This window comes from Variovorax paradoxus, from assembly GCF_009498455.1.
GTDB classification, from domain to species: Bacteria; Pseudomonadota; Gammaproteobacteria; order Burkholderiales; family Burkholderiaceae_C; genus Variovorax; species Variovorax paradoxus_H.
This window is the reverse complement of sequence record NZ_CP045644.1, coordinates 2,142,686-2,163,242: the sequence shown is the minus strand read 5'-3', so window position 1 is coordinate 2,163,242 and position 20,557 is coordinate 2,142,686. Positions and strand designations below refer to the sequence as shown.

General features: G+C 66.7%; 19 protein-coding genes. All 19 read right to left on the bottom strand.

The genetic code is table 11. From position 1 onward, the window contains the following. Nucleotide 1: 1 nt before the first annotated feature. Nucleotides 2-2,614, bottom strand: a complete 2,613-nt coding sequence (locus tag GFK26_RS09915) for a ligase-associated DNA damage response DEXH box helicase (RefSeq protein ID WP_153281825.1) — start codon at nucleotides 2,612-2,614, stop codon at nucleotides 2-4. After that, the gene (locus GFK26_RS09910; protein ID WP_153281824.1) at nucleotides 2,611-4,266 is read right to left on the bottom strand and encodes an ATP-dependent DNA ligase; all 1,656 of its coding nucleotides are present in this window, start codon (nucleotides 4,264-4,266) and stop codon (nucleotides 2,611-2,613) included. The genes GFK26_RS09915 and GFK26_RS09910 overlap by 4 nt, the downstream gene beginning before the upstream one ends. Then, nucleotides 4,263-5,363, bottom strand: a complete 1,101-nt coding sequence (locus GFK26_RS09905; protein WP_153281823.1) for a ligase-associated DNA damage response exonuclease — start codon at nucleotides 5,361-5,363, stop codon at nucleotides 4,263-4,265. Before GFK26_RS09905 ends, GFK26_RS09910 begins: the two co-directional genes overlap by 4 nt. 94 nt (nucleotides 5,364-5,457) lie before the next feature. Continuing rightward, entirely contained in the window at nucleotides 5,458-5,985 is a 528-nt protein-coding gene (locus GFK26_RS09900) for a DUF3617 domain-containing protein (RefSeq protein ID WP_153281822.1), read from the bottom strand. Nucleotides 5,986-6,054: 69 nt separating this feature from the next. After that, nucleotides 6,055-6,744 (bottom strand): phosphatase PAP2 family protein, encoded by a 690-nt coding sequence (locus tag GFK26_RS09895; protein WP_153281821.1) that lies wholly within the window; start codon nucleotides 6,742-6,744, stop codon nucleotides 6,055-6,057. Between the two features lie 55 nt (nucleotides 6,745-6,799). Next, on the bottom strand, nucleotides 6,800-7,966 hold the full coding sequence (locus tag GFK26_RS09890; protein ID WP_153281820.1) for a Gfo/Idh/MocA family protein: 1,167 nt from the start codon (nucleotides 7,964-7,966) through the stop codon (nucleotides 6,800-6,802). Nucleotides 7,967-8,135: 169 nt separating this feature from the next. Further along, nucleotides 8,136-9,101 (bottom strand): substrate-binding domain-containing protein, encoded by a 966-nt coding sequence (locus tag GFK26_RS09885; RefSeq protein ID WP_153281819.1) that lies wholly within the window; start codon nucleotides 9,099-9,101, stop codon nucleotides 8,136-8,138. Nucleotides 9,102-9,152: 51 nt separating this feature from the next. Further along, nucleotides 9,153-10,196 (bottom strand): ABC transporter permease, encoded by a 1,044-nt coding sequence (locus GFK26_RS09880; protein ID WP_153281818.1) that lies wholly within the window; start codon nucleotides 10,194-10,196, stop codon nucleotides 9,153-9,155. Beyond that, nucleotides 10,159-11,697, bottom strand: a complete 1,539-nt coding sequence (locus GFK26_RS09875; protein ID WP_153281817.1) for a sugar ABC transporter ATP-binding protein — start codon at nucleotides 11,695-11,697, stop codon at nucleotides 10,159-10,161. The genes GFK26_RS09880 and GFK26_RS09875 overlap by 38 nt, the downstream gene beginning before the upstream one ends. Continuing rightward, nucleotides 11,694-12,863 carry an ROK family protein gene (locus GFK26_RS09870; RefSeq protein WP_153285914.1) on the bottom strand — a complete coding sequence of 390 codons (1,170 nt, stop codon included), beginning with the start codon at nucleotides 12,861-12,863 and terminating at the stop codon, nucleotides 11,694-11,696. The genes GFK26_RS09875 and GFK26_RS09870 overlap by 4 nt, the downstream gene beginning before the upstream one ends. 257 nt (nucleotides 12,864-13,120) lie before the next feature. Continuing rightward, nucleotides 13,121-13,540: a F0F1 ATP synthase subunit epsilon gene (locus GFK26_RS09865; protein ID WP_062480186.1), complete on the bottom strand. Its 420-nt coding sequence runs from the start codon at nucleotides 13,538-13,540 to the stop codon at nucleotides 13,121-13,123. 130 nt (nucleotides 13,541-13,670) lie between these two features. Beyond that, complete coding sequence (gene atpD, locus GFK26_RS09860; protein ID WP_062480184.1) at nucleotides 13,671-15,086, bottom strand: F0F1 ATP synthase subunit beta; 1,416 nt, start codon at nucleotides 15,084-15,086, stop codon at nucleotides 13,671-13,673. A gap of 43 nt (nucleotides 15,087-15,129) precedes the next feature. Next, on the bottom strand, nucleotides 15,130-16,005 hold the full coding sequence (atpG, locus tag GFK26_RS09855; protein ID WP_153281816.1) for a F0F1 ATP synthase subunit gamma: 876 nt from the start codon (nucleotides 16,003-16,005) through the stop codon (nucleotides 15,130-15,132). A gap of 33 nt (nucleotides 16,006-16,038) precedes the next feature. Next, on the bottom strand, nucleotides 16,039-17,652 hold the full coding sequence (gene atpA / locus GFK26_RS09850) for a F0F1 ATP synthase subunit alpha (RefSeq protein ID WP_062480180.1): 1,614 nt from the start codon (nucleotides 17,650-17,652) through the stop codon (nucleotides 16,039-16,041). 47 nt (nucleotides 17,653-17,699) lie between these two features. Then, complete coding sequence (locus GFK26_RS09845) at nucleotides 17,700-18,230, bottom strand: F0F1 ATP synthase subunit delta (protein WP_153281815.1); 531 nt, start codon at nucleotides 18,228-18,230, stop codon at nucleotides 17,700-17,702. 7 nt (nucleotides 18,231-18,237) lie between these two features. After that, nucleotides 18,238-18,708 carry a F0F1 ATP synthase subunit B gene (locus GFK26_RS09840; RefSeq protein WP_153281814.1) on the bottom strand — a complete coding sequence of 157 codons (471 nt, stop codon included), beginning with the start codon at nucleotides 18,706-18,708 and terminating at the stop codon, nucleotides 18,238-18,240. Between the two features lie 33 nt (nucleotides 18,709-18,741). Then, nucleotides 18,742-19,011, bottom strand: a complete 270-nt coding sequence (gene atpE / locus GFK26_RS09835) for a F0F1 ATP synthase subunit C (RefSeq protein WP_056576471.1) — start codon at nucleotides 19,009-19,011, stop codon at nucleotides 18,742-18,744. Between the two features lie 49 nt (nucleotides 19,012-19,060). Then, nucleotides 19,061-19,939, bottom strand: a complete 879-nt coding sequence (atpB, locus tag GFK26_RS09830) for a F0F1 ATP synthase subunit A (protein WP_153281813.1) — start codon at nucleotides 19,937-19,939, stop codon at nucleotides 19,061-19,063. Nucleotides 19,940-19,965: 26 nt separating this feature from the next. Then, nucleotides 19,966-20,436 (bottom strand): ATP synthase subunit I, encoded by a 471-nt coding sequence (locus tag GFK26_RS09825; RefSeq protein WP_056576477.1) that lies wholly within the window; start codon nucleotides 20,434-20,436, stop codon nucleotides 19,966-19,968. Between the last annotated feature and the right edge of the window lie 121 nt (nucleotides 20,437-20,557).

The window sequence follows — 20,557 nt, the reverse complement described above, 5'->3', positions numbered from 1 at the left end:
CTCACAGCGGCGGCAGCGGCTTTGACGGCCGCCTGCGTTCACGCCGTGGCGTGGGCGGCTTGCCCGGCCCCTCCTGCCCGAACGCCAGCGTGTTTTTCACGCGCTCCACACCGCCGGCCGTGACCACGCCGCCCGCGGCTTTTTCCAGTTGCTCGACCATGCGCGCGATGCGATCGGCCACGTTCTCGTTCGACAGCTTCTCGCGGAACAGCTCGACCATCAGCGGAAACGAAAACGGCGTCGGCCGTTCGAGCGGCTTCAGCACGAGCTCTTGCGTGGCCATGCGTTCGAGGCTCGCGCGCAGGCGCCCGATCTCCAGTTCCTGCGACAGCAGTTCCTGCTCGGCCTGCTGCAGCAGCTTGTTCTGCGGGTCGTATTTGCGGAACACCTCCCAGAACAGCGACGACGACGCCTGCAGCTGCCGGCTGCTGCGCCGCTCGCCCGGATAGCCCTGGAAGATCAGCCCCGAGACGCGCGCGATCTCGCGAAAGCGCCGCTGCGCCAGTTCGCCCGCATTGAGCGAGGCCAGCACCTCGTGCAGCAGCACGGTGCGCGCATCGGCGTCGACAGTGCCCTCCGGCAGGCGCAGCACCTGCGGCAGCAGCGCGGGCCAGTCGACCTCGGTCGCGCTCAGGAGCTCGAATCCGTAGTCATTGACCGCAATGGAGAAGGTGCGCGCTGCATGCTGTGCCACGCGCCAGGCCAGCAGGCTCGCCAGCCCCAGGTGCACATGCCGGCCCGCGAACGGATAGAGGAAGAGGTGCGAGCCCTCGCGCGTCGTCAGCGTCTCGGCGAGCAGCGTCTGCGGCGTCGGCAGTGCGGACCACCGCTGCTGGATCTCGAGCAGCGGCCGCACGCACGTCAACTCGGGTGATTTGTAATTCCCCTCGCCCGCCAGCGCGAGCTGCTGCACCACCGCATCGGCCAGCGTGTTCGACAGCGGCATGCGCCCGCCGTTCCAGCGCGGCACGGCGGCACGCTTGCCGGTCGCGCGGCGCACCCAGGCCGTCATGTCGTGGATGCGCACGAGTTCGAGCAGGCGGCCGCCGAACAGGAAGCAGTCGCCCGGCTTCATGCGCGCGACGAAGCCTTCTTCGACATTGCCGATCTTCGATCCGCCCAGGTACTGCACCGCCATGCTCGCGTCGCTCACGATGGTGCCGATGTTCATGCGGTGGCGCCGCGCGAGCCGCGCATCGGGCACGCGCCACACGCCGTCTGCATCGGGCACGGCCCGCTTGTAGTCCGGGTACACGGCGAGCGATGGGCCGCCCTGCGAGACGAAGTCCAGGCACCACTGCCAGCTCTCGCGCGAGAGCGATGCGTAGGCGGCCGTGCCGCGCACCTCGTCGTAGAGATCGTCGGGCACGAAGCCGCCGCCGAGCGCCACCGTCACGAGGTGCTGCACCAGCACATCGAGCGGCTGGTCGGGCGAATGACGCGCCTCGATGTGCCCTTGTGCAATCGCCGTGCGTGCAGCCGCGCCCTCGACCATCTCGATGCTGTGCGTGGGCACGAGCGTGATGCGCGATGGCCGGCCCGGCGCGTGGCCCGAACGGCCCGCGCGCTGCAGCAGCCGCGCCACGCCCTTGGGCGAGCCGATCTGCAGCACGCGTTCGACCGGCAGAAAGTCGACGCCCAGGTCCAGGCTCGAGGTGCAGACCACCGCCTTGAGCTGCCCGCTCTTGAGGCCCAGCTCGACCCACTCGCGCACCTCGCGGTCGAGCGAGCCGTGGTGCAGCGCGATGAGCCCGGCCCACTCGGGCTTCGCCTCGAGCATCGCCTGGTACCAGATCTCGGACTGCGAACGCGTGTTGGTGAAGACCAGCGTGGTGCTGCTTGCGGCGATTTCGTCGATCACCTGCGGCAGCATCGTGAGGCCCAGGTGTCCGCCCCACGGAAAGCGTTCGGCGCGGCCGGGCAAGAGCGAATCGATGACGAGCTTCTTCGGCATCTGGCCCTGCACGAGCACGCCCTCTTCATGGCCCAGCAGCGAATGCATCGCCTCCTGCAGGTTGCCCAGCGTGGCCGACATGCCCCAGACCGCGAGCCCCGGATTCCATCGCCTGAGCCGCGCGAGCGCGAGCTGCACCTGCACGCCGCGCTTGTTGCCGAGCAGCTCGTGCCACTCGTCGACCACCACCATCTTCACGCGGCCCAGCACCTCGCGGGCATCGGCGCGCGCGAGCTGCAGCGAGAGACTTTCAGGCGTGGTGACGAGCACGCTGGGCAGGCGCGTGTTCTGCGCGCTGCGCTCGGCCGAGGAGGTGTCGCCGCTGCGCGCACCGGCGCTCCACGGATGCACCTCCTCGCCGAGGGCGTCGAGCGGTTGCTTCAACGCGCGCAGCGTGTCGGCGGCGAGCGCGCGCATGGGCGTGAGCCACAGCACGGTGAGCGGCGGTGCGGCGGGCCGTGCGCTTTCCTTGCGCGCCTGCGAGAAGACCTGCAGCGCGCCAAGCCACACCGCATAGGTCTTGCCCGCGCCGGTGGTGGCGTGCAGCAGGCCGGACTGGCCTTCGGCAATGGCCTTCCACACGTCGCGCTGGAACTTGAACGGCTTCCACCCGCGCGAGACGAACCACGCATCGAGCGCCGCCTTGACCGTCTTGTTCATGACGGCAGCAGCGTAGCCAGCGTCTGCAGCGTGTCGGCTTCGGCCACCGGCTTGTCCTCGCGCCAGCGCAGCATGCGCGGAAAGCGCACCGCGATGCCGCTCTTGTGCCGCGTGCTGCGCGCGATGCCTTCGAAGCCCAGCTCGAACACCAGCGTCGGCTTGACGCTCTTCACCGGACCGAAGCTCTCGACCGTGGTCCTGCGGATGATCGCGTCCACGCGCGCCATCTCCGCATCGGTGAGTCCCGAGTAGGCCTTGGCGAAGGGCACGAGTTTGCGGTCTTCCTGTTCGGGCGGACCGTCCCACACCGCGAAGGTGTAGTCGCTGAAGAGGCTCGCGCGGCGGCCGTGCCCGCGCTGCGCGTAGATGAGCACGGCGTCGATGCTCAGCGGATCGATCTTCCACTTCCACCAGACGCCCACGTCCTTCGTGCGGCCCACGCCGTACTGCGCGTCGCGGCGCTTGAGCATCATCCCTTCGACGCCCAGCGTGCGCGCAGCTTCGCGCTGGCGGGCGAGGTCGGGCCAGTCGGTGCCTGTGAGCAGCGGACTCGGCAGCAGCGACGGATGCTGCATGCGCATCACCAGTTCATCGAGCAGCACGCGGCGCTGCGACTGCGGCAGCGCACGCAAATCGCGCCCTTCCCATTCGAGCAGGTCGTAGGCCAGCAGCACCACGGGGATGTCGCGCAGCAGCTTCGCGCCGAGCGTCTTGCGGCCGAGGCGCTTCTGCAGCTCGGCGAAGGGCTGCACCCTGTCTTCGCGCCAGACCACGATCTCGCCATCGAGCACCGTGCCGTCGGGCAAGGCCTCGCCGAGCACCGCGAGTTCGGGGAAGCGATCTGTCACGAGTTCCTCGCCGCGCGACCACACCCACACCGCGCCCGCGCGCTTGACGATCTGTGCGCGGATGCCGTCCCACTTCCATTCGACGAGCCAGTCGGCCGGCGGGCCCAGCACCGCATCGAACTGGTCGAGCGGGAGGTTGAACGGATGCGCGAGGAAGAAGGGATAGGGCTGGCCGCTGGTCTTGCGCACCTGCTCGGCATCGGACTCCGGCGCGATCAACGCGGCGTAGTCGCCGGCCTGCGGACGTGCGCCGAGGTGCGTGTAGCCCATGAGCCGCTGCGCGACGCGCTTGGCATCGATGCCGCCGACCGCCGCGAGCGCCTGCGTGACCTGCAGCTTCGACACGCCCACGCGGAACGCGCCCGTGATGAGCTTGAAGTACACCAGCCGCTCCTCCGCCGCGAGCTGCCGCCATTGCGCACGCAGGCGGTCCGCCAGTTCGTCGGGCGCGCGCTTCGCGGTCTCGCGCAGCGGCAGCAGGTGCTGCTCGACCCACGCCGCGAGGCCGAGGTCATGTGCTTCGGTCGGTGGCGGCAACAACAGCGCGATGGTCTCAGCGAGGTCGCCCACCGCGTCATAGCTTTCGTCGAACAGCCACTCGGGCAGTCCCGCCGCTTCCTGCGCGAGCAGGCGCAGCAGCTTGGTGGGCACGAGCTGGCGCGGCTTGCCGCCGGCGAGGAAGTACACGGCCCACGCGGCATCGGCTGCGTTGGCTTCGCGCAGGTAGCGCTGCAATGCGGCCTGCTTGGCGAGGTTCGACGTGCTCGCGTCGAGCTCGCGGTAAAGCGCGGCGAAGTCCTTCATGTCTTCGCTCCTTCCCCTTCCGGGGGAAGGTCGGGATGGGGGCCGGCAGCGTCCCCATCGTGCGCCGCTTGCCCACTCCCACCGGGCGCTTCCTGGTCATCCTCATCCCCGTACTCGGTCTTGAACCCCTGCGCATCGAGCCCGTTCTCGCCGAGCCAGCGCACCATCACCTGCACGCTGCCATGCGTGACGAACACGCGCTCGGCGCCCGTGCCCGCAATCGCCTGCTGCAGGCCCGGCCAGTCCGCGTGGTCCGACATGACGAAGCCGCGGTCCACGCCGCGCCGTCGCCGCGTGCCGCGCAGCTGCATCCAGCCGCTGGCGAAGGCATCGGCGTAGTTGCCGAAACGCTTCATCCAGGGCGTGCCCTGCGCGGACGGCGGTGCGAGCACCAGCGCGCGCTTCAGCAGCGCCGCATCGACACCGGGGTCGGTGACTCGCAGCGTCTGCGGCAGCGCCACGCCGGCCGCGCGGTACACGGCGTTGAGCGGCTCGACCGCGCCATGCACGACGATGGGCCCGATCGACGCGTCCACGCCATGCAGGATGCGCTGTGCCTTGCCGAAGGCATAGCAGAACAGCACCGACGCGCGGCCCGCTTCGGCATTGGCTCGCCACCACGCATCGATCTCCGCGAACAGCACCGCCTGCGTGGGCCAGCGGTAGATCGGCAGGCCGAAGGTCGACTCGGTGATGAAGGTGTCGCAGGGCACGGGCTCGAAGGGCGTGCAGGTGCCGTCGGCCTCGGTCTTGTAGTCGCCCGAGGCGACCCACACGCGCCCGCCGTGCGCGAGCCGCACCTGCGCCGAGCCCAGCACGTGGCCCGCCGGATGCAGCGACAGGCGCACGCCGTGGTGCTTGATGACCTCGCCGTAAGGCAGCGTCTGCAGCGGGATGTCGGCGCCGAGCCGTGCGCGCAGCGTGCCGGCGCTGTCGGTGTGCGCGAGGTAGTGCGCGTGGCCGATACGGGCATGGTCGGAATGCGCGTGCGTGATGACCGCACGCGCCACCGGCCGCCACGGGTCGATGTAGAAATCGCCCGGCGGACAGTACAGGCCCTCGGGCCGGGCGACGACGAGATCCACCGTGTCAGGCATGGCACGCCATCGTAGAGCCGCCGAAGCCGGCGCGCTGCCGACCGCTTGCCGCGAGCCGCTGTGGGCCTGGGCCTACTTGCCGGCGCTCATGGGCTCATTTGCGCGCGGGCGTCTTCGCCATCGCGTCGAGCAGGTTCATCTTCATGCCGTTGGCCATGACCATGTCGCCGGGCTTCTGGCCCGGCTTGCAAGGGCCGACCCATTTCGCTTCGATGAGGCTCGTGCCTTCGGTACGGCCCATGAGCGGCGGGTTGTAGGTCGACTTGCTTTCCATGCGGTAGGCGCTGCTGAAGTCGCCGCTCATCACGGCGCGCGAAGTCGCGGTGGTCGGGCCGATCTTGCAGACCGAGTCGATGACGAGCTTCACGCCCTCGAGGCGCAGGTCCTGCTTCGAGCACATGTCCTTGCCCATGCCCTGGCCCATCTCGCGCATCGCCTTGTCGGTGGCGGCGTCGATGCATTGCTGGATGGTCTGACCCGGCGTCTTGGCCGTGGCCGCGCCGCCCTCACCGGTCTGGATTTCCCACAGGCCCGGCTTGCGCGCGGGGTAGTCGATGGCGAACGCGGGGCCGGCCAGGAGGCAGGCTGCTGCGGCAGCAAGGGAGAACAGGCGGAAGGTCATGGCGGGCTCGGTGAACGGCGATGCCGATTTGTACCGTCGGCGCCTGCGCGGAGGAATACCGCGATCGGTCTACGCCGCGACCGGTACAGGGGCCGCCGATGGCCGCTCGCGCAACGCGAAGCCCATCGCCAGACCCAGCCCGAAGCCGCCGAGCACATCGATCAGCACATGCTGGCGCACCGCCATCGTCGAGTACACGATGGCCACCGCCCACACGACGTTGAGCAGCCGCAGCCACAGGGGCGCGCCGGCTTCGCGCAGCTGCCGCGCCAGCACGAGGCAGGCGAACACCGAGAACGACACATGCAACGACGGAAAGGCGTTGCCCGCTGCATCGAAGGTCTTGAGGAAGTGCAGCGACGAGCCCAGTGCGGCATCGATCGCGAAGTTCGGGATCGCCGTGGGCATCCACCAGAACACGGCCAGCGCGATCGCGGTCATCACGGCGCAACCGATGGCGATGGTGTTCAGCTCGCGCCGGTCCTTGGCCAGCAGCACCGGCAGCGCGATGTAGGCCCACAGCGTGAGGTACACGGGCAGCATCGCCGGCCAGAACGCGATCAGCCGGTCGACGGCCGTGAGCGGCAGCACCCACGCGGGTCCGGCGTTCTGCATGACCCAGAAGTACAGCGGGAAGAAGCCCAGCGTGGCGACGGTGTTGCCGGCCAGCTTGAGCAGCCACAGCGTCCGGCAGCGCTGCCAGAGGGCGCGCGGCCATGTCTGCGGGGAAAGAGCGTCGGAAGCGATGGAATGCGTCATGGTGGCCGCTGGTGCCGCGCCCTGCCCCGCATGGATCAGCGGGGCCGGTGCGCAGCTACCAGGGCGTCCACTTTAATTCGCTGGCGGCCGAGGCCACCGTGCGTTCGATGAAACGCACGCCGCGCGCGCCGTCTTCCACGCGCGGATAGTCGGCCGCGAGCGGATCGGCCACCTGCCCCGCGAGCCGCGCGCGGATGTCCGCCGCCACGCCCGCATAGACATTCGCAAACGCCTCGATGAAACCTTCGGGATGGCCGGCCGGCAGACGACTCGCGCGCCGCGCCGACTCGCACAGCCAGGGCGCGCCGCGCGTGAGCACGCGCCGGGGCCCGTCGTGCGGCAGGTGCACGAGCTGGCTCGGCTGCTCCTGGCGCCATTCGAGCGTGCCCAGCGTGCCGGACACGCGCAGTCGCAGGTCGTTCTCCAGCCCGGTGTTGATCTGCGAGGCCACCAGCACGCCGCGCGCACCGCCCTGGAAGCGCAGCAGCAGGCTGCCGTCGTCGTCGAGCATGCGGCCCGGCACCAGCGCGCCGAGGTCGGCGCAGAGGCTTTCGATGTCGAGACCGGTGACGGTGGCCACGAGGTTCTCGGCATGCGAGCCGATGTCGCCGATGGCGCCGGCCGCGCCGCTGCGTGCGGGGTCGGTGCGCCAGTCGGCCTGCTTGTTGCCGCCCGCGGCTTCGACGTGGCTGGCGAGCCAGCCCTGGTTGTATTCGACGACGACCTTGCGAACTTCGCCGATCTCTCCCGAGCGCACCATCTCGCGCGCCTGCCGCACCATCGGGTAGCCGGTGTAGTTGTAGGTCACGCCGAACACCGTGCCCTGCTTCGCCACGGTGGCGACCAGCGCATCGGCCTGTGCGCGCGTGTGCACCAGCGGCTTGTCGCACACCACGTGAAAGCCGGCCTCCGCGAAGGCTTGCGCCACGGGGTAGTGCACGTGGTTGGGCGTGACGATCGAGACGAAGTCGATGCGCTCATCGGCCGGGCGCTTGAGTTCGTCGGCCAGCAGCGCCTGCCAGTCGCCGTGGTTGCGGTCGTCGGCCAGGCCGAGGTCGCGGCCCGAGGCGCGCGCCTTGTCCGGGCTCGACGACAGCGCGCCGGCGACCAGCGCGATCTGGCCGTCGAGCGCCATGGCCTTGCGGTGCACGGCGCCGATGAAGGCGTCGCGACCGCCGCCGACCATGGCGCAGCGCAGCGTGCGAAGAGGGGTGTCGGTCATCAATCGTCTCGGTGTTCCTGGGAACTGTCCCCTCTCCCCTCGGGGAGAGGGCTAGGGTGAGGGTGGCGGCGTTTGCACGCGCACCGTTTTCGCCATCGCCGCTGCCCTCACCCCCCGCCCTCTCCCCGAGGGGAGAGGGAGCAAGGCAGGGCCGCTGTTCTTCAGAACATCAGAACGGCGAGTTCGGGTGGTAGAAGTCCTTGGCGTTTTCCTTGGTGATCAGCACCGACGGAATGATCGTCGTCGCCGGCAGCTTCTCGCCCTTCAGGCGCGCTTCGGCCGTGAGCTTGATCGCGTCGTAGATGAACTTGGGCGAGTAGCTCACGTCGGCGCCGATGCGCTTGTCCTTGCCGTCCATGATGGTCTTGACCATGTCCTTGGCGCCGGCGCCGCCGAACACGATCTTGATGTCGTCGCGCTTGGCCTGCGAGATGGCCTTGAGCACGCCCACGGCCATGTCGTCGTCGGCGGCCCAGATGGCGTCGATCTGCTTGAAGCGCGTCAGGTAGTCCTGCGTGACCTTGAAGGCGTCGTCGCGGTTCCAGTTGGCGTACTTGGCATCGAGCAGCTTGATGTCGGGGCTGCCCTTGAGCACGGCGTTGAAGGCGTCCATGCGCTCGTTGTCTAGCGTGGTCGCGATGCCGCGCAGCGCCACCACATTGCCCTTGCCGCCGAGCTGCTTCACGATGTACTCGGCCGGGATCTTGCCGAAGGCCGTGTTGTCGCCGGCCACGTACGCGTCCTGCGCACTGGTGTCGGTGAGGCCGCGGTCGACCACGGTGACGTACGCGCCCTTGGCCTTGACCTGCGCGACCGGCTTGGTCAGCGCAGCCGATTCAAAGGGGAACACGACGAGCGCGTTGATCTTGGTGACCGTCGACAGGTCTTGCAGCTGGTTGGCCTGCTCGGGCGCATTGGCTGCGGTCTTGATCGTGATCTTCAGGTCCTTGTGCTGCTTCTCGAGGTCCTTCTTCGCTTGGTTGGCCCAGTAGTTGATGCCGCCCATGAAGCTGTGCGTGGCCGCGGGAATCGACACGCCGAGGTTGACCTTTTCCGCGGCAAGCGCGGGCAGGCTGGCGGCGAACGCTGCGGTGGCAACCGCCGTGAGCGCGAGGCGTCGGGTGAAAGTCGTCATGCTGGATGTCTCCTCTTTGGTGGTGGAACGGAACGAACGAACAATGGAAAACTAGCGTCGGCCTCTTTGAAGGAATGCGACGACGATGATCACGAAGCCCTGCACCGCCGCGTTCAGGTACACGCTGATGATGCTGGTGAGATTCAGGATGTTGCTGATGACCGAGAGCAGGATCGCGCCCACCACCGTGCCGGTGATGCTGCCCGCGCCGCCCTTCAACGCGGTGCCGCCGACGATCACCGCGGCGATCGCTTCGAGCTCCCACAGCAGGCCGGTGGTCGGCGAGGCCGAGCCCAGGCGCGGCACGTACAGCAGCGTGGCAATGCCCACGCACACGCCGAGCAGCACGTAGGTGAGGATCTTCACGCGGTCGACGTCGACAGCCGCGTAGCGCGCCACCTGCTCGTTGGAGCCGATGGCCTGCACATAGCGCCCGTAGGCGGTGCGGTTCAGGATGACGCCGCCGATGATCGCGACGATCACGAACACCCACACCGGCACCGGGATGCCCGCAAGGCTCGCGTAGTACACCGGCGCGTACAGGTCCGACAGTTCGTTGTCGAGCGTGAGCGCGCCGCCGTCGGCAAAGTACGTGAGGTAGGCGCGGAAGATGCCGAGCGTGCCCAGCGTCACGATGAAGGGCTCGATGCGCCCCTTGGTGATGAGCAGGCCGTGTGCCAGGCCGAACAACGCACCGAGTACCACGGCGAGCACCGCGCCCATCATCACCGCCATCAGCGGCGAGCCCGAAGCAGGCCCGGCCCAGTTGATGAACATGATCACGCTGCCCGCGATGAGCGCGGCCATCGAGCCCACCGACAGGTCGATGCCGCCCGAGATGATCACGAAGCACATGCCCACCGCGATGATGCCGATGAAGGCGGTGCGCGTGAGCACGTTCATCGCGTTGTCGACGGTCGCGAAGTCGCTGTTGAGCAGCGTGCCCGCGATGCACAGCAGCACGAGGCCGATGACCGGGCCGAGGCCGTGCAGGCGCTCGGTCCAGCGCGGCCTGGCCTCGCTGCGGTGCGCTGCTGCAGCAGTTGCTGCGGCCGCTTCAGGCTGCGGTGGAGGTGTCTGCGGTTCCGGTGGCATGAGCGATGAGCTCCTCTTCAGTCAGGTGGGTCGCGTCCAGCGTGGCAACGAGCCGGCCCGCGCGCATCACCGCGACGCGGTGGCACAGGCCGATCAGCTCCATCAGCTCGGACGAGACGACGATCACCGCGAGGCCTTCGCGGGCGAGTCGCTGGATCAGGAAATAGATGTCGCGCTTGGCGCCGATGTCCACGCCGCGCGTGGGCTCGTCGAGCACCACCACCTTGGGCTGCGGCTGCAGCACCTTGGCGAGCGCGAGCTTCTGCTGGTTGCCGCCCGACAGCGACGAAGCGCGCACGTCGAGCGAGCCGGTGCGGATGCCGTAGTCCTTCACCGCCTCGGCGAGCGCGATGCGCTCTGCGTCGGGCTTCAGCCAGGGCTGCGCGTAGCGCTCGAGGGCCATCAGCGTGAGGTTCTGGCGCAGGCCGAAGTGCACGTGCAGGCCCTTGCCCTTGCGGTCTTCGCTGAGGTAAGTGAGCCCGTGCTTGGCGGCATCGCGCGGGTTGCGCCAGCCCTTGCCATGCGGCACGGGCTCGCCGCGCATCTCGACCGTGCCGCTCGCGGGGCGCAGCCCGAGCAGGCCTTCGAACAGCTCGGTGCGGCCCGCGCCGACGAGGCCCGCGAAGCCGAGGATCTCGCCGGGGCGCACCTCGAAGCTCGCGTCCTGCGCCCAGCCGGGCACGCTGAAATTGCGCACGCGCAGGGCGGGCGCATCGGCCGCCACGACGAGGTCGCGCGGCGGGTACAGGTCGGCGAGTTCGCGGCCGACCATGAGGTTGGCCATCTGCTGGCGCGAGACCTCGGGCGTGGGCGCGCGCGCCACGAAGCGGCCGTCGCGCATCACGATCACCTCGTCGGTGACCTGCTCCACCTCGTCGAGCTTGTGCGAGATGTAGATGATGGTCACGCCATCGGCACGCAGCTGCGCGATGAGCTTGAACAGGCGCTCGGTCTCGCCGGGCGTGAGCGTGGCGGTGGGCTCGTCCATGACGAGCAGGCGCGCGCGGCGCGCGATGGCTTTCGCGATCTCGACGAGCTGCTTCTCGGCGACGATGAGCCGGCGCACCTTGGTGCGCGGGTCGATGGCCAGGCCGACGGCGGCGAGTGCGGCGGCGGCATCGCGCTCCATCGCTGCGTCGTCGAGCAGGAACCCCTTTTTCTTTTCGTGGCCCAGGAAGATGTTCTGCGCCACGCTGAGGTCTTCGGCGAGGTTGAACTCCTGGTGGATCAGCACGATGCCCAGTGCTTCGGCATCGCGCGAGCTCGTGAAGCTCTGCTGCTGACCGTTGATGCGCAACGTGCCGCTGGTCAGCGACTCGTAGCCCGACAGGATCTTCATCAGCGTGGACTTGCCCGCGCCGTTCTCGCCGAGCAGGCCGTACACGCGACCCGGCGCGAGCGCGAAGCTCACGCCGTGCAGCACCTGCACGGGGCCGAAAGCCTTCACCACGCCGTCGAACTCGACGGCCACGCTGCCTTTGCTGGTTTCCACGGCGGTCATGGCGCCACCCCTCGGGCCTTGAGTGTTTCCTGCATCGCCAGCACGCCCGCGCCGACGAGGCCGCCCTGCGTGCCCAGCGGCGTGTATTGAATCTCCAGGTGCCGCGTCGACAACGCGAGCGAGCGCTGGTAGACGCTCTGGCGCACGGCCGCGAGAAACAACGGCCCGATGCGCGTGATGCCGCCGCCGATGAACACGTGCGACGGATTGAAGAAGTTGACGACCGACGCGAGCATCTGACCGATCAGGCTGCCCGCGCGCTGGATGATGGCGTTGGCCGCCGGGTCGCCGCCGCGGCTGGCCTGGCCCACGTCGAAGGCGTCGATGCGCCCGCGCGTGCGCAGGCATTCGGCGAGCGTTTCGCTTTCGCCGGCTTCGGCCGCCTGCATCGCCATGCGCGTGATCGCGGGGCCGGCCGCCATCGCCTCGACGCAGCCCAGGTTGCCGCAGTGGCAGCGCGGACCTTCCTGGTCGACGCAGATGTGGCCCACGTCGCCGGCCGAACCCGCCGCGCCGCGGTACACCTCGCCGTGGCAGACGATGCCGCAGCCGATGCCGGTGCCGATCTTGATCACGAGGAAGTTCGAGAGCGAGCGGCGCAGCCGCCACAGCTCGCCGAGCGCCATCAGGTTGACGTCGTTGTCGACGAACACCGGCGCGGCATAGTCTTCGCGCAGGTAGTCGCGGATCGAGAAGCTGTCCCAGGCCGGCATGAGCGGCGGGTTCACGAGCTGGCCGATTTCGAAGTTGACCGGGCCGGGCACGCCGATGCCGATGCCCATGACGTTCCTGGCGCCCTGGCCGCAGCGGGCCAGCAACTCGCGCATCAACACGCGCACACGGGCCAGCACCACGGCCGGGCCTTCGCGCACGTCGGCGGCTTCTTCATGCTGGGCCAGCACCGTGAGGTCGGGGCGCAGCACCGCGACGTCGAGGCTGGTGGCGCCGATGTCGATGCCGACGAGCACACCGAGTTCGCCATTGAGCTGGAGGTTTTCTGCGCGCCGACCGCCGGAGGAGCGCTGCAGGCCGGCTTCGGCAAGCAGGCCCTGGTCGACCAGTCCGGCGATCAGGCCGTTGGCCTTGCTCTTGGAAAACCCGAGCTGTTCGGCCATGGCATGGCGCGAGCCGCCGGCCGACCAGAAGGTCGATTCCAGCAACCGCATTTCGTCGGTCGTGATGCCGCTCCAAGGTGCCACGCGTTTTGTCTCCGCTCTTTTTTAGAAAAAGGCGCCGGTCGCACGATCCAAGGATCGGTCGCCGCGCGAAGGCGAATACTAGGAGGGCATCTTCAGCCGGGCAAGGCTTAACTTCGACCTATTTCAAACCAAACAGGCGCGCAACCTGGAAAAGGCGGGACGAAAAAAAGCCACCCGAGGGGTGGCTTCCTTCTTTGCTTCTGCCCGAAGGCAGCGGCTTTGATTTACTTCTTTTGGCGGTACTTGCGCAGCGCAGCGATCTGCGCAGCCATCACGGCCAGTTCCGACTGCGCCATCGCGATGTCGATGTCGCTCTTCGCGTTCTTCAGCGCTTCCTCGGCGGCCGCCTTGGCCTTGTTGGCCTTCTCGTCGTCGAGGTCCTTGCCGCGGATCGCGGTGTCGGACAGCACGGTGACGGCGTCAGGCTGCACTTCGAGGATGCCACCGGCCACGAAGACGAACTCTTCGCCGCCGTCCGCCGTCTCGATGCGCACGGCACCGGGACGGATGCGCGTGATCAGCGGCGTGTGGCGCGGATAGATGCCGAGCTCACCGGCTTCACCGGGCAGCGCGACGAACTTGGCTTCGCCCGAGAAGATCGACTCTTCCGCGCTGACCACGTCCACATGAATAGTGTTTGCCATCTGTTGTCCTTTGCCCTGTTTGAAGAAGGGGGCGGAAAGCAAGCAGTCGGCCGTCTGGTGAGGCGCCGCGCACAGCCGTACATGGGTACGGCGAGCACGGCAACGAAGCCAGGCGGTCGAGTGCGCCGCTTTACGCGACCTTCTTGGCCTTTTCGAACGCTTCGTCGATGGTGCCGACCATGTAGAACGCTTGTTCCGGCAGGTGGTCGGCTTCGCCGTTCACGATCATCTTGAAGCCGCGGATGGTTTCCGACAGCGGCACGTACTTGCCCGGCGAACCCGTGAACACTTCGGCCACGTGGAACGGCTGCGACAGGAAACGCTGGATCTTGCGGGCGCGGGCCACGGCGAGCTTGTCGTCGGGAGCCAGTTCGTCCATGCCCAGAATCGCGATGATGTCGCGCAGTTCCTTGTAGCGCTGCAGCGTGCCTTGCACGGCGCGGGCCACGTTGTAGTGCTCTTCGCCGACCACGTTCGGGTCGAGCTGGCGCGAGGTCGAGTCCAGCGGGTCCACGGCGGGGTAGATACCGAGCGAAGCGATGTCACGCGACAGCACCACGGTCGAGTCCAGGTGGGCGAAGGTCGTGGCGGGCGACGGGTCGGTCAAGTCGTCGGCAGGGACGTACACGGCCTGGATCGAGGTGATCGAGCCGACCTTGGTCGACGTGATCCGCTCTTGCAGACGGCCCATTTCTTCGGCCAGCGTCGGCTGGTAGCCCACGGCGGAAGGCATGCGGCCCAGCAGTGCCGACACTTCGGTACCGGCCAGCGTGTAGCGGTAGATGTTGTCCACGAAGAACAGCACGTCGCGGCCTTCGTCGCGGAACGACTCGGCGATGGTCAGGCCGGTCAGGGCCACGCGCAGACGGTTGCCCGGGGGCTCGTTCATCTGGCCGTAGACCATGGCGACCTTGGAGTCTTCGAGCTTCTCGAGGTTCACGACGCCGGAGTCGGCCATCTCGTGATAGAAGTCGTTGCCTTCACGGGTACGTTCGCCCACACCCGCGAACACCGACAGACCCGAGTGAGCCTTGGCGATGTTGTTGATGAGTTCCATCATGTTCACGGTCTTGCCCACGCCGGCGCCACCGAACAGGCCCACCTTGCCGCCCTTGGCGAACGGGCACACCAGGTCGATCACCTTGATGCCGGTTTCCAGCAGGTCTTGCGACGGCGACAGTTCGTCGTACGCGGGAGCCTTGCGGTGGATGGAGGCGGTCAGCGTCTGGTCGACCGGACCACGCTCGTCGATGGGCGCGCCCAGCACGTCCATGATGCGGCCCAGCGTCGCCTTGCCCACGGGCACGGTGATGGGGGCTTGCGTGTTGGTCACGATCAGGCCGCGGCGCAGGCCGTCGGAAGAACCCAGCGCAATCGTGCGGACCACGCCGTCGCCGAGCTGCTGCTGGACTTCGAGCGTCAGTGCGCTGCCTTCGAACTTGAGGGCGTCGTAGATCTTGGGCATCTTGTCGCGCGGGAATTCCACGTCGACCACAGCGCCAATACACTGAACGATCTTGCCTTGAACTGCTTCTGCTTGAGCCATGTCTGCTCCGATAAAAATTTAAATCTGTTGAGGTCCGAAGGGCTCAGACACCGGCGGCCGCCGCAGCGCCCGAAACGATTTCCGAGAGCTCCTTGGTGATGCCGGCCTGGCGGGTCTTGTTGTAGACCAGCTTCAGCTCGCTGATCACATTGCCTGCGTTGTCGGTGGCAGCCTTCATGGCCACCATCCGCGCCGAATGCTCGGACGCCATGTTCTCTGCCACGGCCTGGTAGACCAGCGACTCCACATAGCGGACCAGCAGCTCGTCGATCACGCTTTGCGCATCGGGCTCGTAGATGTAATCCCACGAATGCTGGCCTTCCTCGACTTTCAGCGAGTCTTCGGCCAGCGGCAGCAGCTGCTCGACGAGCGGCTCCTGCTTGATCGTGTTGATGAACTTCGTGTAGCACAGGTACACGGCCGAGAGCTTGCCTTCCGCGTAAGCGTCGAGCAGCGTCTTGACCGGGCCGATGAGCTTGTCCAGGTGCGGCGTGTCACCCAGGTGGGTGACATGCGCGACCACGCGGGCGCCGATGCGGTTCAGGAAGCCGAGGCCCTTGCTGCCGATGGCGACCGACTCGATCGCCACGCCAGCGGCCTGCGCTTCGCGCAGCTTGGCCGTCACGGCGCGCAGCAGGTTGGTGTTCAAGCCACCGCACAGGCCCTTGTCGCTCGTCACGATGATGAAGCCGATCGCCTTGGCGTCGTTCTTCTTCATGAAGGCGTGCGTGTACTCGGGATTCGCCTTGCCAAGGTTCGCCGCAATGTTGCGGATCTTCTCGCTGTAGGGGCGGGCGGCACGCATGCGCTCTTGCGCCTTGCGCATCTTGGAAACCGAGACCATTTCCATGGCCTTGGTGATCTTCTTGGTGTTCTCCACCGATTTGATCTTGCCGCGGATTTCCTTACCAGCTGCCATATGAACTCCTTCTTGCGTCGGTCAAGGGGTCGATCAGGCGAACGACTTCTTGAACGAGGTGGCGGCGGCCAGCAGTTCGGCTTCGGCGTCCTGGCAAACCTTCTTGAAGGCTTGCTTTTCGGCGCTGTCGTCCGGCTTGGCGGGCTTGACGTCCCACTTGGCGCCATGCTTTTCCATGGTCTCGAGCAGGGCGGCGTGGCTCGTCTTCAGCAGCTGATGGAAGCCGTGTTCGAACGGGAGCACCTTCTTGACGTCGATGTCGTCCATGAAGCCCTTGTTCACTGCGAACAGCGTGGCATTCATCAACGAGATCGGCAGCGGGCTGTACTGGGTCTGCTTGAGCAGTTCCGTCACGCGCGCACCGCGGTCGAGTTGCTTGCGGGTCGCTTCGTCGAGGTCGGAAGCGAACTGCGCGAACGCGGCCAGTTCACGGTACTGGGCCAGGTCGGTACGGATGCCGCCCGACTGGTTCTTGATCAGGTTGGTCTGCGCCGACGAACCCACGCGCGACACCGAGATACCGGCGTTGATGGCGGGACGGATGCCGGCGTTGAACAGGCTGGTTTCCAGGAAGATCTGGCCGTCGGTGATCGAGATCACGTTGGTCGGAACGAAGGCGGACACGTCGCCGGCTTGCGTTTCGATGATCGGCAGTGCGGTCAGCGAACCGGTCTTGCCCTTGACTTCACCCTTGGTGAAGGCTTCGACGTAGTCGGCGTTCACACGGGCTGCGCGCTCGAGCAGACGGCTGTGGAGATAGAACACGTCGCCGGGGTAGGCTTCGCGGCCTGGCGGGCGGCGCAGCAGCAGCGACACCTGGCGGTAGGCCACGGCTTGCTTGGACAGGTCGTCATAGACGATCAGGGCGTCCTGGCCGCGGTCGCGGAAGTACTCGCCCATCGTGCAGCCCGAGTAGGCCGACACGTACTGCATGGCGGCCGATTCGGAGGCCGACGCGGCCACGACGATGGTGTAGTCCATCGCGCCGGCTTGTTCCAGCGAGCGCACCACGTTCTTGATCGACGAAGCCTTCTGGCCGATCGCAACGTAGACGCAGGTCATGTTCTGACCCTTCTGGTTGATGATCGCGTCGATCGCCACGGCGGTCTTGCCGGTCTGGCGGTCGCCGATGATCAGCTCGCGCTGGCCACGGCCGACGGGAACCATCGAGTCGATCGACTTCAGGCCGGTCTGCATCGGCTGGTCGACGGACTTCCGTGCGATCACGCCGGGAGCGACCTTTTCGATCACGTCGGTCATCTTGGCGTTGATCGGACCCTTGCCGTCGATCGGCTGGCCCAGTGCGTTCACCACGCGGCCGATGAGCTCGGGGCCCACGGGCACTTCCAGGATACGGCCCGTGCACTTCACGGTGTCGCCTTCGGAGATGTGCTCGTACTCGCCCAGAATCACGGCGCCGACCGAGTCGCGCTCGAGGTTCAGCGCCAGGCCGAACGACGGCGTGCCGTCAGCCGTGGGCGGGAACTCGAGCATTTCGCCCTGCATCGCGTCCGACAGGCCGTGCACGCGCACGATGCCGTCGGTCACCGAGACCACGGTGCCCTGGTTGCGGATGTCGGCGCTGACGCCAAGGCCTTCGATACGGCTCTTGATCAGTTCGGAAATTTCTGCGGGATTGAGTTGCATGACTCTTTCCTTCTTTCAATAAATAGGGCCAACCGCGGCTCGCCGCCTCAGGCGGTGAGCGCTGCTTTCATTTGTTCGAGACGCGCCTTGACGGAGGTGTCGAGGACTTCGTCCCCCACCACCACACGGATGCCGCCGATCAGCGAAGGATCGGATTCCACACGCGTGTTCAGCGGACGACCGAAACGGCGCTGCAGCGCTGCGCCGACTTCGGCGAGACTCGCCGCGTCGATCGGGAAGGCGCTGTAGATCACCGCGTCGGACGTGCCGCCCTTGGCGTTCTTGAGCTCGCGGTACTGGGCCGCGACTTCGGGCAATGCAGCCAGCCGGCCGTTGTCGATCACCGTGCGCAGGAAGTTCTTGCCGGCGTCCGGCAAGGCTTGCGGCAGGAGGCCGGAGATCAGGTCGAAGACCTGGTCCTGCGACACCTTCGGGTCGGCAGCGAACTGCAGGAGCTGCGGATCGGCAGCGAGGGCGGCCAGCTGGCCGATCCAGCCGGCCGTGCCTTCGAGGTCGCTCGAAGTAGCCTCGAAGAGCGCGTCCGCGTAGGGGCGGGCAATGGTCGCAAGTTCGGCCATATCGTCCTCAGAGCTCGGTCTTCAGGCGCTGGAGCAGGTCGGCGTGGACACCGGCATCGACTTCCTTGCGGAGAATCTGCTCGGCACCCTTGACGGCCAGTGCAGCGACCTGCTCACGCAGGGCTTCACGGGCACGCACGGACTGCTGTTGGGCTTCGGCGTGCGCGTCGGCCACGATCTTGTTGGCCTCCACCGTTGCACGGCCCTTGGCCTCTTCGATGATCTGCTGGGCGCGGCGCTCGGCATCGGCCAGGCGGCTGGTGGTCTCGTTGCGAGACTGAACCAGTTCCTGCTCGACGCGCTGGTTGGCGGAAGCGAGTTCAGCCTTGGCCTTCTCGGCGGCCGCCAGGCCCGCAGCGATCTTTTGTGCGCGTTCATCCAAAGCCTTTGCGATGGGCGGCCACACGAATTTCATCGTGAACAGCACCAGCAGCAAGAAGACGATGGCCTGAACGAACAGGGTCGCGTTGATACTCACGGCAACACCTTTCTGGAGTGGCGTTGAACCGGCTTACTTGGGCAGGTTGGCCAGCAGGGTCGCGGCGAACGGGTTGGCGAAGGCGAACAGCAGAGCGATGGCCACGCCGATCAGGAAAGCCGCGTCGATCAGACCAGCCAAGATGAACATCTTGGTCTGCAGGTCGTTCATCAGCTCAGGTTGACGGGCCGACGATTCCAGGAACTTGCCACCCATCAGCGCGATGCCGATGGAAGCACCGATGGCGCCGAGACCGACGATCAGACCACAAGCGAGAGCGACGAGACCGAGAATGTTTTCCATGATGACTCCTTAGAACAGATTTAAAGCAAACGAAAAGAAAAAGGGAAACTCAATGCGCCTCATGCGCCTGGCCCAGATAGATCAGGGTCAGCATCATGAAGATGAAAGCCTGCAGCGTGATCACCAGGATGTGGAAGATCGCCCAGACGGTGCCGGCAATGACGTGCCCGATGGGCAGCATCACACCGGAGAACGAGGCCGCCATGGCACCGCCCATGAGGGCGATGAGCATGAAGACGAGCTCGCCTGCATACATGTTGCCGAACAACCGCATGCCGTGTGAAACCGTCTTGGCCAGGTACTCGATGACCTGCATCAGCAGGTTGATGGGCCACAACAGCGGGTGGGCACCGAAAGGCGCGGTGATCAGCTCGTGGCCCCAGCCGCCCAGGCCCTTGACCTTGACGCTGTAGAACAGGCACAGGAGCAGCACGGAGGTGGAAAGACCGAGCGTGGTCGAGAGGTCGGCGGTCGGCACGACGCGCATGTAGGCGTGGTGCGGATCGTGGCCCATGGCCGAGTAGACCTGGGTCCAGACGGCCGGCAGCAGGTCGACCGGCAGCATGTCCATGGCGTTCAGCAGGAAGATCCAGACGAACACGGTGAGCGCCAGCGGGGCAATGAACTTGCGGCTCGCGGCGTTGTGAATGTTGGCCTTGGCCTGGTTGTCGACCATCTCGACCAGGATTTCGACCGCCGCCTGGAAACGGCCGGGCACGCCGGGCGTTGCCTTGCGGGCAGCCAGCCACAGCACGAAGCAGCCCAATGCGCCGATGATCAGTGCATAGAGCACCGAGTCGAGGTTGATGACGTTGAAGTCAACAATGGCGGATTGAACGACGGGCTTGAGGCTCCAGTCGACTTGCCAGTGCTGGAGGTGGTGAACGATGTATTCACTCGCGGTCGGGGCGTGTCCTTCGGCGGCCATCTTTCAGCGTCTCTCTTCCAAAACAGTCAAATCCGGTTCAAAAATTTGGGCCGCACCAACAGTGCCACCCAGTACATCTTCATGGCGACCACCACGCCAGCCACCATGGCCAGCCAGACGAGCCCCCCGATCAGCCACGGCGCCGCGGCCAGCAAGGCTACGGTCAACGCGATCTTGATCATCTCCCACACAAAAAACCTCAACATGACAGCCTGCGACGGCATGCCCGGCTTGCGCCGGACACCGCGGACAAACAAGGCCGCAGGGATCGCTACTGTCATGGCTCCGTAAAACGCCGAGATTGCAGCCTCGGATCGCGCCGTCCAGATCCACGCCAGGCAAGCCACCACCACACCTGCAGCCACTTGGGCTGCGATCACCCACCAGGGTGACAGCTCGGGGTTTTGCTCGCGCAACTTCTGGGCCTCTTCGGCCGTGAGTGGCTTGAAATCGGATTCTTCGGCGTCAACCTCAGGGACAGGGGCGTTGGTTGTCATTCGAATGCACCCCGTGTTTGTCCCCGGAGAATTTTACAAAGCCATTGATTATAAGTAAAACCTAGCGGGGTCCCGCCATAACGTGACACTTCGTCGACAGTTCTGCACCGAGTGTGGCGTC